Source organism: Sphingomonas pituitosa NBRC 102491, assembly GCF_001598435.1.
GTDB classification, from domain to species: domain Bacteria; phylum Pseudomonadota; class Alphaproteobacteria; order Sphingomonadales; family Sphingomonadaceae; genus Sphingomonas; species Sphingomonas pituitosa.
The window spans coordinates 1-12,905 of record NZ_BCYY01000009.1 but is presented as its reverse complement, the minus strand read 5'-3'; the positions used below and the strand labels follow the sequence as shown (position 1 = coordinate 12,905).

9 protein-coding genes are annotated in these 12,905 nt (G+C 66.0%); 6 read left to right on the top strand and 3 right to left on the bottom strand.

Annotated features, from left to right (window positions below; all coding sequences use genetic code 11):
• The first annotated feature begins 30 nt into the window (after positions 1 to 30).
• Positions 31 to 531, top strand: coding sequence for an RNA polymerase sigma factor (locus SPI01S_RS09420; RefSeq protein WP_066721748.1), 501 nt, complete (start codon positions 31 to 33; stop codon positions 529 to 531).
• Entirely contained in the window at positions 528 to 1,490 is a 963-nt protein-coding gene (locus tag SPI01S_RS09415; RefSeq protein WP_084253355.1) for a FecR family protein, read from the top strand. Before SPI01S_RS09420 ends, SPI01S_RS09415 begins: the two co-directional genes overlap by 4 nt.
• Before the next feature lie 317 nt (positions 1,491 to 1,807).
• Here the strand turns inward: SPI01S_RS09415 and SPI01S_RS09410 are convergent, their stop codons facing one another.
• Positions 1,808 to 3,202, bottom strand: coding sequence for a tryptophan 7-halogenase (locus tag SPI01S_RS09410; protein WP_066721531.1), 1,395 nt, complete (start codon positions 3,200 to 3,202; stop codon positions 1,808 to 1,810).
• Positions 3,195 to 4,709 (bottom strand): tryptophan halogenase family protein, encoded by a 1,515-nt coding sequence (locus SPI01S_RS09405; RefSeq protein ID WP_066721526.1) that lies wholly within the window; start codon positions 4,707 to 4,709, stop codon positions 3,195 to 3,197. The genes SPI01S_RS09410 and SPI01S_RS09405 overlap by 8 nt, the downstream gene beginning before the upstream one ends.
• Positions 4,710 to 4,912: 203 nt before the next feature.
• On the opposite strand from SPI01S_RS09405, the gene SPI01S_RS09400 reads away from it, so the two are divergent.
• The 4 genes from SPI01S_RS09400 to SPI01S_RS09385 all read left to right on the top strand — a co-directional run bounded on the left by SPI01S_RS09400 (position 4,913) and on the right by SPI01S_RS09385 (position 12,486).
• A complete protein-coding gene (locus tag SPI01S_RS09400; protein ID WP_066721521.1) occupies positions 4,913 to 8,188 on the top strand; it encodes a TonB-dependent receptor in 3,276 nt (1,091 codons plus the stop codon).
• A 103-nt stretch (positions 8,189 to 8,291) separates the two neighbouring features.
• Complete coding sequence (locus SPI01S_RS09395; protein WP_066721519.1) at positions 8,292 to 9,518, top strand: glycoside hydrolase family 27 protein; 1,227 nt, start codon at positions 8,292 to 8,294, stop codon at positions 9,516 to 9,518.
• The gene (locus SPI01S_RS09390) at positions 9,515 to 10,519 is read left to right on the top strand and encodes a glycosyl hydrolase (protein WP_084253353.1); all 1,005 of its coding nucleotides are present in this window, start codon (positions 9,515 to 9,517) and stop codon (positions 10,517 to 10,519) included. The genes SPI01S_RS09395 and SPI01S_RS09390 overlap by 4 nt, the downstream gene beginning before the upstream one ends.
• 17 nt (positions 10,520 to 10,536) lie before the next feature.
• Positions 10,537 to 12,486 (top strand): sialate O-acetylesterase, encoded by a 1,950-nt coding sequence (locus SPI01S_RS09385; protein ID WP_066721517.1) that lies wholly within the window; start codon positions 10,537 to 10,539, stop codon positions 12,484 to 12,486.
• 207 nt (positions 12,487 to 12,693) lie between these two features.
• On the opposite strand, the gene SPI01S_RS22870 is transcribed toward SPI01S_RS09385, so the two are convergent.
• Positions 12,694 to 12,783 (bottom strand): Arm DNA-binding domain-containing protein, encoded by a 90-nt coding sequence (locus tag SPI01S_RS22870; RefSeq protein ID WP_218017591.1) that lies wholly within the window; start codon positions 12,781 to 12,783, stop codon positions 12,694 to 12,696.
• Positions 12,784 to 12,905: the final 122 nt, after the last annotated feature.

Genomic DNA, 12,905 nt, shown 5'->3' with positions numbered 1-12,905 from the left:
TTGTCGGCTGCCGAACGACCGGAAATGCGCATGTCGTCCAGGACGCAGGAAGAGGGGTTCGATGCCTATCGCGCGGCGCTGCGCGCCTTCGTCGCCCGCCGCATCGCCGATCCGGCCGAGGTCGACGATCTGGTCCAGGAAGCCTGTGCCAGACTGCTCGCCAGCGCACGCGAACGCACGGTGGATGAACCCCAGGCCTATCTCTTCCGGATCGCCGCAAACCTGATCGCCGACCGGCATCGGCGGATGCTGCCCATGGTCCCGGTGACCGCGGAGATCGACCCGCCGGTGCGCGCGGCGCAAGAGGATCGCCGCCGCGTCGCCGATCTTCAGGCTGCACTGGAACGGGCACTGGACGAACTCTCCCCTCGCTGCCGCGAAGTGTTCGTGATGCGCCGTTTCGACGAACGCGGCACCGGCGAGATCGCGCGCGAACTGGGAATCTCGCCCCGCATGGTGCAGAAGCACCTGACGCATGCGGTGGCCCATCTCTACGACCGCCTGGCGCATCTGATGGAGCGCGGCGCATGAGCGATCCTGATCTGGGCAAGCGCGCACCGGCGGTGTTCGAGGCATTTCTCGAAGGGAGAGGGTCCGGCCTCCACCCTGCCGACGAGGCCGAAGCCGCGGCATTCTGGGGCTGGCTGGGCGAATTCGAACGCCCGGGCCCCGCGGAGTTGCGCCGCCGTCCGGTGCGGCAGTGGCGCGCGGCCGCAGTTGCGGCGGCGATCGCCGCACTGGCACTGCCAGGCGCCACGCTATGGCTGACCCGCCCCACGCCCGTGGTGGAATCATCGCGAGTGGTGGCCACGGGCCATGCCGAGCGCCGCCATGTGGAACTGGGTGACGGATCGGTGGTCACGCTGGCCGCAGACAGCCGGCTGGAAGTCGCCTACACTCCCGGTACGCGCCACTTGCGGCTGACGGCCGGCGAGGCGCTGTTCAAGGTCGCGCATGACAAGGCGCGGCCTTTCATTGTTCAGACGCAACACGGCAATGTCGTCGCCGTGGGCACGGTGTTCGACGTGAGCCTGGGACGGCAGGAAGCGCGCGTGAGCGTCGTCGAAGGCATCATTCGCGTCGCCCTGCCTCAACGCGGCCAATTGGGCGTGGCCGAGCCGATCGAGAAAATAGCGCGCAAGGGCGAGCGGCTATCGTTCGGCGTCACGGACAATGCCAGCGGCAGCACCGGCTTTATCCGCCAGGTCCCCGATGTCGCGCCCGAGAACGCGACTGCATGGACCCGCGGGCGGCTGGTGTTTCAAGGCGAGCCACTCGCCGACGTCATTGCGGAAGTGAACCGTTATTCCCGCGATCGCGTGGTGCTGAGCGATTCACGCGCCGCTTCGACCCGCGTGTATGGCGTCGTAAATCAGGGGGATACAGCAGCGATCCGCGACCTGATCGCAAATCCGGACGCTGTGACGATCGAACCCAGGACGCTGGATACGGGAAATCGAGAGCACCCTACGGCACAGGCCCGCAAATGAATGCCTATCTGGCAATGTTCATATGATGTTTTTACATGGCGTTTCTAGAATATTGAATTTTTCCGTAAATATGAGTGCTGCACTGTTGAGCAATTCGAGTTCAGATCACCCAAATCAACTCGGCTGCCCACAGCCCAATATGCGACATCGCCAACCTGCTCTTCGCAGATCACCAGCACAGTCTGCCCCGAAAGCTTGAACCTCGACATCACTGCCGAATCCGACGATCAGGTGCGCGCCGCGACCTTCCGCTATCCGTTTTTACATTAGATGCAGACGATTGGCTGGGAGGCACGGCTAACGTGCAAGATCTCCGTCTACAGCGGGCGCGGATGGGGATCGCCGCCTGCTTTTCGGCTGTGTCGGGCGGCTATCCACTCCGCATATGGTCGCGCGAGCTCCAGCTGCGCGCTTCGCTGCTGGTGGCGTTGACGCGCCATCCCCTCCAAGGTCTCCTGCGGTATCGCCCGCGCGCGCGGCAGCACGCCCGGGCCGTGCCCAAGGCCCATCAGAAGCTGCGACCAGCGATCGACCGCGATCAGCCCTTCGGAGAGCGCAGGTACCCAGCCGCGTCGACGGAACTGATCGATGCGCTGGGCGAGCGCCGCAGAACCTGCCCCACCTTGCTGGCACCGAACGAAATCATGGGCATCGTCGATCAGGAGTGACGCACGCCGATTATACTCGCCGGCCTCCGCAAAGGGCGCGGTGCCGCTGGGCAGCAGCTCCAGTAGCAGCGAGATCTGGGCAGCCGCCAGGTGCAGGTTCCCGCTGCCGAGGGGGGCGAAACGGGCGGCGGAATCGCCGATCGCCAGCACCTTGCCCTGCCAGGGTGTGGTGCGCCGCCCGGGCCGTATCCGAAAAGGAGCGCCCGGCGCCGCACCGCTGGCCGCCGCGAGGGACCTAAGCATCGGCGCTTCGGCATCGCTCCCGGCCCATAGCGCGGTCCAGAACATGGCGTGCCGTCCTGGCTGTGCCACCAGATAGCCGGAATCACAGGCGGTGATCGTATCGCACAAGCTGGGCAGCGCCGCCGCCGGCACCGACAGCCGGGCGCCCCAGACGAGCTGATCGTGACCATGCCAATTGACCCACGCCGCCGGCCCCTGTGCGTCACGCAGCCAACCGCACCCGGTGGCATCGATCAGCAGATCCGCGTGGAGAACGGTTCCGTCCACGAGTGCGACCCCACCGTAGGCCGCCGGTCCGGCGGCGTACGGCGTCCGCCGCACCCCCGCCTGTCCCGCCAGTATCGCAAGCCCCTCGCGATACGCATCCGGGGCAAATCGCAGCAGTGGATCGACGGCGTCGCCGCCGTCCTGCTCGGCGGCCAGGAAGCGCTCCTCCGCCGCGAGCAAGGCGGCAAGCGACGGTTCGGCGGCGAACCCGCCCGCTTCGTCGCGGGGCGCGGCGCCGTGCCCCACCAGGAACTCCGGCCGCGCGCCAAATCCGCGATAACAGGTAGCCAACCAGTGGCTCGCGCCGGCACGCGCAAGGAGGAGCTGCTCAGCGATCCCAAGGCGCCGGTGCAATGCCTGCAGCGCGTCTTCGCCCGAAACGGCGTGATCGGCCATCGCTTCATCAGGCACTGCCGACGGCACGTGCATCACCGTGCTGCGCGGCAGCGCACGGGCGAGTGCGAGCGCAGCCAGCAAGGCGACCGTGCCGCCGCCGACAACGGCGATGCGCTCGACAAAGGAAGGTTCAGCCAACACGGTCCTCCTGGCCGAGCAGGTTCTGGAGGAACCGCGAATGACCCGGCATGGTGTAGACGCGACGATCGATGTCGCCCTTCAGATGCAACATCGCGCCGCGGAGCTTCTCGGCATCCGGCAATTGCGCACGGGCATCCCAGACCTCCGGGCGAATGCCCTGCCCCAGCAGCACAGAAACCCAGCTCGGTTCGAGAAACGGGCCGCGCCCGTAGAAGGGTATTCGCGCCGCCTGCCGCCACAGCGCCAGTCGATCGGCGAGGCTTTCCGGTATCTCCATTGTGCGCATCCGATTCCAGAACGGGGAATCGTCACGCCGTGTGGCGTGGTAATGCAGGATCAGGAAGTCGCGGATGCGGGCATATTCGAAATCGATCAGCTCGTTGAACGTCGCGCGATCCTGCGGGTCCACCGCATCGATCGGGAACAGCTCGAGCAACCAGTCGATCGCGACCTGCACTAGATAGATGCTGGTCGATTCCATCGGCTCGAGGAAGCCCGCAGCAAGGCCGATACCGATGACGTTGTGCGACCAGGCTCGCATACGCCGGCCGGGCCGGAACTTCAGGATTCGCGGATCGGCCAGCGGTTCGCCTTCCAACACCGCCGCGAGTTGTGCGGTCGCCTCGTCTTCGCTGACATGGGCGCTGCTGAACACATAGCCATTGCCCAGCCGGTGCTGCAGCGGAATGCGCCAGCGCCAGCCGGAGGGCATGCCGATCGCTCGGGTGAACGGCTCAATCTCGCCCGCTGGCCGGCCGCATGGCATCGCCACGGCGCGATCGCAGGGCAGCCAATCGCTCCAGCTTTCCCAGCCCTCTTCCAGCGTCTCGCCCAGCAACAGGCTGCGAAACCCCGAACAGTCGACGAACAGATCTCCCTCGATACGCCGCCCATCGCCCAGTTCCAGCGCCACCACGTCGCCGCTATCGGCATCGCGTTCCACCCGCCGTACCGTCGCCTCGACCCGATCGACACCGCGCGCACAGGCGAAATCGCGCAGGAAAGGGGCGAAGCGGGTGGCGTCGAACTGATAGGCGTAGCTGAATGCGGCTTCTCCCCCCAATTCGGCGCAGGGCGGGTGGAAGCGGCGCGCCCGGGCCGCAGCCACCGCAATCGAATAGTCGCCGATTGCCGCACCATTCGCATGGCGGTGCATGCGCAGCCAGTAATGGTAGAAGGGCACTCCCGCCACGGCTTCGCCGAAGCCAGCGAAACCGTGCATATATTCTTCGCCCAACGCCCCGAAATCGTTGAAGACGATGCCCAGCTTAAAGGTGGCATGGGTCGCAGCCATGAATGCCGCCTCGTCGATGCCCAGCCGGCGGAGGAAGAGCCGAAGATGCGGGAAGGTCGCCTCGCCCACGCCGACGATGCCAATCTCGGGTGACTCGATCAGTTGCACGGAAATCCGTGGGTTGAGCGCATCCACCAGCGCCGCTGCTGTCATCCACCCCGCCGTGCCGCCTCCGACAATCACGACTCGGCGCTTTGCCCGCTGGCCCATTGGCGCCCCTCCTATGATATTTCCGCAACACCCGGCCGAAATTGCGTCATTTCACCGCTTGTGTGGGCTTCTATTAAATCAATCAAATACGTTTTTGTATTGCGGAGTCGTGTGACGCTTTGCAACAAGGCAGCGAGCCGTCTTGGAAGCGCCGACGCAGTGCGTCGACCCTATCGAACCAGAGCGGACCATCGGAGAGGACTATGATCTACGCACGCTCACGCCTGTCGCGCACCACGATTTTCTCGCTCGCCGGAACCGCATCGCTGATCGCGCTGACGCTGGCCCCGATCCAGGCATCCGCGCAGGATGCCACAGGAACGGCAGCCGGACAGACCGACACATCCGATGCCCAGGCAACCGGCGATGACATCGTTGTCACCGGCATCCGGGCCAGCCTGCGCAGCGCGCAGAACATCAAGCGCAATTCCGACACCGTTGTCGACGCGATCACCGCCGAGGATATCGGCGCTCTCCCCGACCGCTCGGTGAACGAGGCGCTGCAGCGCGTACCCGGCGTCGCGATCAGCCGCTTCGCCTCGCCCAGCGACTCGCAGCACTTCTCGGTCCAGGGCTCGGGCGTGGTCGTCCGCGGCCTCAACTATGTGAAGAGCGAATTCAACGGCCGCGACACCTTCGCGGTGGGCGGCGGCCGTGAGATCGGCTTCAGCGACGTGCCGTCCGAACTTGTCGGCTCGATCGAGGTCTACAAGAACCTCACCGCCGACATGATCGAGGGCGGCATTGCGGGCACGGTGAGCATCAATGCCCGCAAGCCTTTCGACAGCACCAAGGACCTCGCCTATTTCTCCGCGGCGATGAACATCGGCGACATGGAGAAGCGCGGCGCACCGGCGGTGGTCGGCCTCGTTTCCAAGCAGTTCACCACGCCCGGCGGCAGCCGCATCGGCGTGCTGCTCGGCGGCACCTATTCGCAGATCCGCTCGCAGAGCCAGTCGATCTATTTCTCGGGCTGGCTGCCGCGCCAGAACGACGACAAGAACGGCAACGGCGTGCAGGATCCGGGCGAAGGCCGCACGATCAACGCCGGCACGAGCTACGCGACCACGCTGTTCGACACCTATCCGGTGCCGGCGGGCCAGACCCAGGTCTACTCGCCGCTTGGGCCGGGGTTCCGCGACCAGCACTTCAATCGCGAGCGCATCGGCGTTTCCGCCGCGACGCAGTTCGAGAATGCCGACCGCTCGCTGCTGGTGACCGCGCAGTATCTGCGCGCCGACAGCCGCGAAGCCTGGGTCGACCACACGATCGAAGGCGCCAACTGGTATGGCGACATCACCACCGTGATGCCGTTCGGCACCACCGCGCCCACCTATGACAGCAACGGCCTGGCCAAGACCGGCACCTTCGGCCGCGCGATTTCGCCGGGCGGCTGGTATCTCAACGCCGCCGGTGCGCCGACCTATGCCAACGCGCTGCCGCAGTTCGTCGACAACGGCTATGTGCTGAACCTGACGAACCGCAATTTCGTCACCCGCTCGATCACCCAGGACTTCGCCTTCAACGTGAAGTGGCGCCCGACCGATCGGCTGCGCTTCAACTTCGACGGGCAATATGTCGCGTCGAAGACCGACAACTACGATGCGACGGTGGACGGCAATTCGTACGGGCAGATCCAGATCGACCGCTCGAACGACATTCCGGACATCAAGTTCGTGACCCCCGGGTTCAACACCGCGAACTATTTCAGCAGCGGCAACAGCATCTGGATCAACAACGCCAGCGTCAATCGCGCCAAGAATGACGGCCATGAATGGGCGTTCCAGGCCGATGCCGAATATGACGTGAGCGACACGTCGTTCCTGCGCAAGCTGCGCGTCGGCGGCCGCTACTCGGATCGCTCGCAGGTGGCGCGCACCAACGATTACAACAACTGGGGATCGGTTTCGGCCAACTGGGCCTATCCGGCAGGCGCCGTCTCGATCGCGCAGGCGGGCCCCACGTCCGTGCTGACCTTTGACAATTTTCTGCGCGGCAATGTCACCCAGCCGCCGAGCGCCGCCTATATTCCCAGCGACATCCTCACCGATGACGCCAAGCTGATGCAATATGTCCGCAACGCGGTGAAGCTGGGCGGCAATGTCGGCAGCTATGTGCCGCTGCAGGATCGCACCAACGTCAACGGCGGGCCGCTGGTCGACGGCTATTTCCGCGACAACGAGATCTACCGGAACAGCGAGAAGACCTACGCCGCCTATGTCCGCGCCGATTTTGGCGTCGATGCGCCCTTCGGCGGGGCGACCAAGCTGAGCGGCAATGTCGGGCTGCGCTGGGTGCACACCGAAGACCAGGCCTATGGCGGCGTGACCTTCCCGAACCCGGCCACAGTGTTCCAGCCGGATCCTGCCGGCGTGAACAACGATGGAACGCCGCGCCCGTCGCGTTGGCAGACCATCCCGCAATACTGCACCTATGTCGCGGCCAATCCGGGCCAGTTCAACCCCACGCCGCCGCTCTGCACCATCCCGCTGCAGGACGCGCTGAACGCCTATGCGTTCGCCAACAACGCATCGGTTACGGACGTGGCGAAGCAGAAGTTCGATCATTGGCTGCCGTCGCTCAACGTACGGCTCGATCTGACGCAGAAATTCCTGATGCGCTTCGCAGCGTCGAAGGCGATCTCGCGTCCGAACTTCGGCGATCTGCGCAACTTCATCGGCATCGCCCCGGCGGGCGGCAACCGTGCCGGCCTGTTCGGCTTCTCGCTCCAAGGGCGGAACCCCTATCTGCGGCCGATCGAATCGAAGCAGTTCGATCTCACCGCCGAATGGTATTTCGCGCGCGTCGGCCAGCTGACCGTCACGGCCTTCTACAAGACGCTCGACAACATCATCCTCGACAATTCGCCGTTCACCCGCACCTTTACCAACAACGGCCAGACCTACACCGTCACCGGCAACGGCCCGGTCAATTCGGCAGGTACGGGCCGCGTAAAGGGTGCCGAGCTTTCGTACCAGCAGACCTATGACTTCCTGCCGGGACCGCTGCGTGGGCTGGGCCTGCAGGCGAGCTACACCTATGTCTCGACCAACAGCCTGCCGAACACGCCGCCGGCCAACACGCCCGCCGACGGCAACCGGCCGGTGATGGACGTGACCGGCCTGTACGACAATCTGCCGCTGGCCGGGCTGTCGAAGCACAATGTCAACGTCGCCGCCTTCTACGACCTTGGCGGCTTCTATGCCCGTGCGGCCTATAGCTGGCGGTCCAAGTATCTGCTGAGCAACCGCGACTGCTGCTTCCCGTTCCTGCCGGTCTATGCGCAGGCGGCGGGCCAGCTCGACGCGTCGCTGTTCTACACGGTCACCAAGACCTTCAAGATCGGCCTCGAGGCGGCCAACCTCCTCGATACGACGACGAAGACGACCTATCTGCTCAACAAGAACGGCCTGGAAGCGCCGCGCAACTACTTCAAGAGCGATCGCCAGTACACGATCAGCGTTCGCCTGACGATGTGATCCGGAAAGGGCCCGGGGCAGCACTGCGCCGGGCCCTTTTTCTTGTCGGCGGCACGCCATCCGCCTAGCATTCCCTAGATCCGTTTCTCCGGAGGTGCCGTCCATGCGCCGATCCCCGCTGCTGGCTGGCCTCGCCACCGCCGCCCTGCTCGCCTCGTCCCTGCCCGCCGCCGCGCAGGACGCCCCCGATCCGAACCGGATGCCGCCCTCGCAGGATCCGGCACGCACGGCGAACGGCCTTGCCCAGACCCCGCAGATGGGCTGGAACAGCTGGAACCGCTTTGCCTGCAACGTCAGCGAGAAGCTGATCCGCGACACCGCTGATGCGCTGGTCGCCAGCGGCATGCGCGATGCCGGCTACCGCTATGTCGTGATCGACGATTGCTGGCAGGGCACCCGCGATGCCGATGGTTTCATCCAGGCCGACGCCACGCGCTTCCCCTCGGGCATCAAGGCGCTGGCCGATTATGTCCATGCCAGGGGCCTCAAGTTCGGCATCTATTCGGATGCCGGCACCAAGACCTGCGGCGGCCGCCCGGGCAGCCAGGGCCATGAGTATCAGGACGCGCTGCAATATGCGCGCTGGGGCGTCGACTATCTGAAGTATGACTGGTGCTCCACCGGCACCCGCAACGCCGAGGAGGCCTATGCCACCATGGCCGATGCGCTGAAGGCAACGGGCCGGCCGATCCTGTTCTCGATGTGCGAGTGGGGCAACAACCAGCCCTGGCTGTGGGCGCGGAAGATCGGCAATTCGTGGCGCACCTCGGGCGACATCACCGACAAATGGTCCGGCAAGCACGGCTATAGCTGGGGCCTGACCAATATCGTCGACATGAACGCGCCGCTCTGGCCCCATGCCGGCCCCGGCCACTGGAACGATCCCGACATGCTCGAGGTCGGCAATGGCGGCATGACCGACGTGGAATATCGCAGCCATTTCTCGCTATGGGCGATCATGGCCGCGCCGCTGATTGCCGGCAACGACGTGCCGAACATGACGCCCGCCACCCACGAGATCCTGACCAATCGCGAGGTGATCGCGGTCGACCAGGATGCGCTGGGCGTGCAGGGGCGGCGCGTGTGGAAGGACGGCGACCGCGAGGTCTGGGCCAAGCCGCTGGCCGGCGGCGGCCGCGCGCTGGTGCTGTTCAACCGCGCCGAAGCGCCCGCCGAGATCCGCGCCGACTGGGCGATGCTCGAGGTGCCCGCCAGCGTGACCTTCGCGGTACGCGACCTCTGGGCGCATCGCGACCTCGGCAAGCGTCGCGGCAGCATCGCCGCGACCGTGGCGCCGCACGGCGTCGTCATGCTGGCGCTGAAGCCATGACCCGCCTCACCCGCCGCGCCGCGCTCGCTGCCGGCACCGCAGCCGCGTTCCTCCCGGCGCTGGGACGGGCCGCCGGCCTGCCGGCGCGCGGCGTGCTCAGCAATCCGCGTGCCTCCGCGCGAGCGCGGGCGCTCTACGCCACTCTCTGGTCGATCTACGGTCGTCGCACGCTCACCGGGCAGCAGGAGCAGAATTTCTCGCCCGCCGGCCCCCGCACCGAGCTCGACTATATCCAGCGCGTCACCGGCAAGCAGCCGGCGCTGGTCGGCTTCGACTATATCGAGCCCCACGACGAGGCCGGGGTGAACGCCCGCGCCACCGCCTGGCACCGCTCGGGCGGGATCGTCACGATCTGCTGGCACTGGGGGGCACCCGACATCGGCACCGGCTACGAGAATGCGAAGAAGGATTTCGACGTCGCTAAGGCGCTGGTTCCGGGCACGCCGCAGAACACCGCAATGATGGCGCAGATGGCGCATACGGCCAAGCTGCTCACCGTGCTGCGCGATGCCGGTGTGCCGGTGCTGTGGCGCCCGTTCCACGAATTCAGCGGCGACTGGTTCTGGTGGGGCAAGCACGGGCCCGACGCATTCAAGGCGCTGTGGCGGCTGATGTACCGCGAATATGTCGATCGCTACCGGCTCGACAACCTGATCTGGGTGCTCGGCTGGGCAGGCCAGAAGGTCGATCCCGCCTATTGGCCGGGGCGCGACATGGTCGATATCGCCGGCGCCGACCTCTATGTCGAGGATCACGGCAATCTCGCGCCGATGTATGCGCAGGTGAAGGCCATCGTCGGCGACAGCGTACCGATCTGCCTGCACGAGAACGGCCCGATTCCCGATCCGATGACGCTGGGCCCCAGCGCGGACTGGCTGTATTTCATGACCTGGCACACGCGCTGGCTGACCGACCCGTCGCAGAACACGCCCGAGCAGCTCAAGGCCTATTACGCCTCGACACGCTATCTGACCAAAGACGAACTGCCCCCGTTCAAGTAACGCCCCGCGAGGACCGCATGAAACATCCCTGGCTCTTCGGACTCTGCCTGGCCGGCGCGCCGCTGCCTGCCGCCGCGCAGGACGCACCGCTGCTTGCGACGGTGTTCTCCGATCATGCGGTGCTGCAGCGCGATCGCCCGATCCTGCTGTGGGGCCATGCGCCCGCCGGCGAGACGGTGACCGCGACGCTGGGGAGCGACAGCGGCTCGGCCACGGCCGATACCAAAGGCCGCTGGGAGTTGCGGCTGCCGGCGCGGCCCGCCGGGGGCCCCTTCCCCCTCACCGTACGCGCAGGTGCCAGGACGCAGCAGCTTTCCGACCTGATGCTCGGCGACGTCTATCTGTGCGGCGGCCAGTCGAACATGGAGTTTCCCGCGCGGCTGTCGACCGGCGCCTGGGGAGGCCTTGCCCATGCGGCCCAGCCGATGCTCCGCTTCGCGCATGTCGAAAAGGCCAGCGCGCCTGCCGCGCTCGAGGATCTCGCCCAGCCGCTGCGCTGGCGGGTGATCGACGGCGACAGCGCGGGCGAGGCGTCGGCAGTGTGCTTCTACATGGCGCGCGCGCTGCAGCAGCAGCTGAAGATCCCGGTGGGTTTCATCGATTCCGACTGGGGCGGCACCACGATCCAGAGCTGGATCAGCTCGGAAAGCCTGGGCACGCTGCCAAAATATACCGAGAGCCTGCGCTCGCTGGCCGCACTCGCCAGTGACCCCGCGGCCGCTCGCAAGCTGGAAGAAGCGCGCACCGAGCGCTGGTGGCGTGCCAACGATCCGCGCTGGTCGGTCACGCAGCGTTGGTCGAGCACGGCGTTCGACGACAGCCGCTGGCCAACCCTGACGCTCGGCGGCAGCTGGCGCGATGCGGGCATTCCTGCGCTTGCCGGGTTCGACGGAGTTGTGTGGCTGCGCAAGATGGTCACGCTAACCGAGGCGCAGGCCGCCGCGGTCGATCGGCTGCAGCTGGGGCCGATCGACAGCAGCGACACGGTATGGATCAACGGGCGCTGGACGGGCTCGAACAACATCAATTGGTTCTGGCGCGACTATGCGGTGCCGGCGGGGGCGCTGCACGCCGGACGCAACGTGATCGCAATCCGCGTTCTGGGCGGCAGCGGGCCGACGGGCGCGGAGGCGAACCATCTGCTCAAGCTGCGTGATGGATCGGCGGTGCCGCTGGGCGGACCCTGGTCGTACCAGCTCGCCGCGCCACTCAAGGACAGGAAGCCGCCGATCCCGCCCTGGGAAGTGCCGACCAGCCTTTCGACACTGTACAATGCGATGATCGCGCCGATCGCCCGCTACGGCTTCAAGCTGGGTGCTTGGTATCAGGGCGAATCGAACGTCGGCGAGGCACCTGAGTATGGCGAACTCCTTTCGCTGCTGTTCAAGGACTGGCGAGGGCACATGAGGCAGCCACAGCTGCCGATCCTGGTGGCGCAGCTGGCATCCTATGGCCCGCCGTCTGCGAAGCCGCAGGATTCCGACTGGGCCGTATTGCGGAAAGCGCAGGCCGATGCGGTCGGCAGCGACGACCATGCCGGGCTCGCCGTTACCCTCGACCTGGGAGACCGATTCGACATCCACCCGACCCAGAAGCGGCTGGTCGGGGAGCGGCTGGCGCGGGCTGCACGGGCGATCGTATATGGCGACGCGGTCGCGCCAAGCGGGCCCGAGGCGATCCGCGTCACGCGCGAAATGGGCGATCTCGTCGTGCACTTTCGCTACGCAGATGCCGGGCTGCAGACATACAGCGCTGGCAGCGCCATCGGCTTCGAGGCATGCGGCAAGACTGGATGCCGCTTCGTTCCTGGCAGCGTCGACAGATCGCGTGTCGTTCTGCCAGGCGCTGGCGCCGAGGACGTGACGCATGTCCGCTATGCCTGGTCGGACGCGCCCTACGTCAACCTTTACAGCGTCGACGACCTCCCGGCGATGCCGTTCGACCTGCCCGTCACCAGTCCCGACTGAGGCGCGTCGGTCGCAAAAGGAACAGAATGTCCGTCTTGCGCGGTGTTGACGGCGCCCACCGGCGGAAATGGTAGGGGACTGTTCTGACCTACTGCTCGAACACAAGCAGGTTACGAGACAAGCAGCCTTGCAATGGCGGTGCAGCTAAGGATGCGTTCTGGTCGAAAGCTTTTTTCCAATCGGCTGCGATGACTGGCAGCTATTCGTCTATCGCCGGCAGTTGCGGCTCCACAGGCTGAGGTCGGGATAGCGGGCGAGGGCCATCAGCGTCTCCTTGCCGTCGAAGCGGTACTGCATCCGCTGGGGGTTGTGGAGAGTAGCCCGGGGAATACCCCCAGAAGCAAACCGAGACGCCGCGGAAGACAGGCACAAAAAAACCGCCTCAGGCGTTCCTGAAGCGGTTTGGTATGTGTGTGGGG

Excerpts from the sequence above, each read along its gene's own strand:
- SPI01S_RS09420 (WP_066721748.1), top strand. The coding sequence starts at position 31 with ATGTCGTCCAGGACGCAGGAAGAGGGGTTCGATGCCTATCGCGCGGCG.
- SPI01S_RS09415 (WP_084253355.1), top strand. The coding sequence starts at position 528 with ATGAGCGATCCTGATCTGGGCAAGCGCGCACCGGCGGTGTTCGAGGCA.
- SPI01S_RS09405 (WP_066721526.1), bottom strand. The coding sequence starts at position 4,709 with ATGGGCCAGCGGGCAAAGCGCCGAGTCGTGATTGTCGGAGGCGGCACG.
- SPI01S_RS09400 (WP_066721521.1), top strand. The coding sequence starts at position 4,913 with ATGATCTACGCACGCTCACGCCTGTCGCGCACCACGATTTTCTCGCTC.
- SPI01S_RS09395 (WP_066721519.1), top strand. The coding sequence starts at position 8,292 with ATGCGCCGATCCCCGCTGCTGGCTGGCCTCGCCACCGCCGCCCTGCTC.
- SPI01S_RS09390 (WP_084253353.1), top strand. The coding sequence starts at position 9,515 with ATGACCCGCCTCACCCGCCGCGCCGCGCTCGCTGCCGGCACCGCAGCC.
- SPI01S_RS09385 (WP_066721517.1), top strand. The coding sequence starts at position 10,537 with ATGAAACATCCCTGGCTCTTCGGACTCTGCCTGGCCGGCGCGCCGCTG.
- SPI01S_RS22870 (WP_218017591.1), bottom strand. The coding sequence starts at position 12,783 with ATGCAGTACCGCTTCGACGGCAAGGAGACGCTGATGGCCCTCGCCCGC.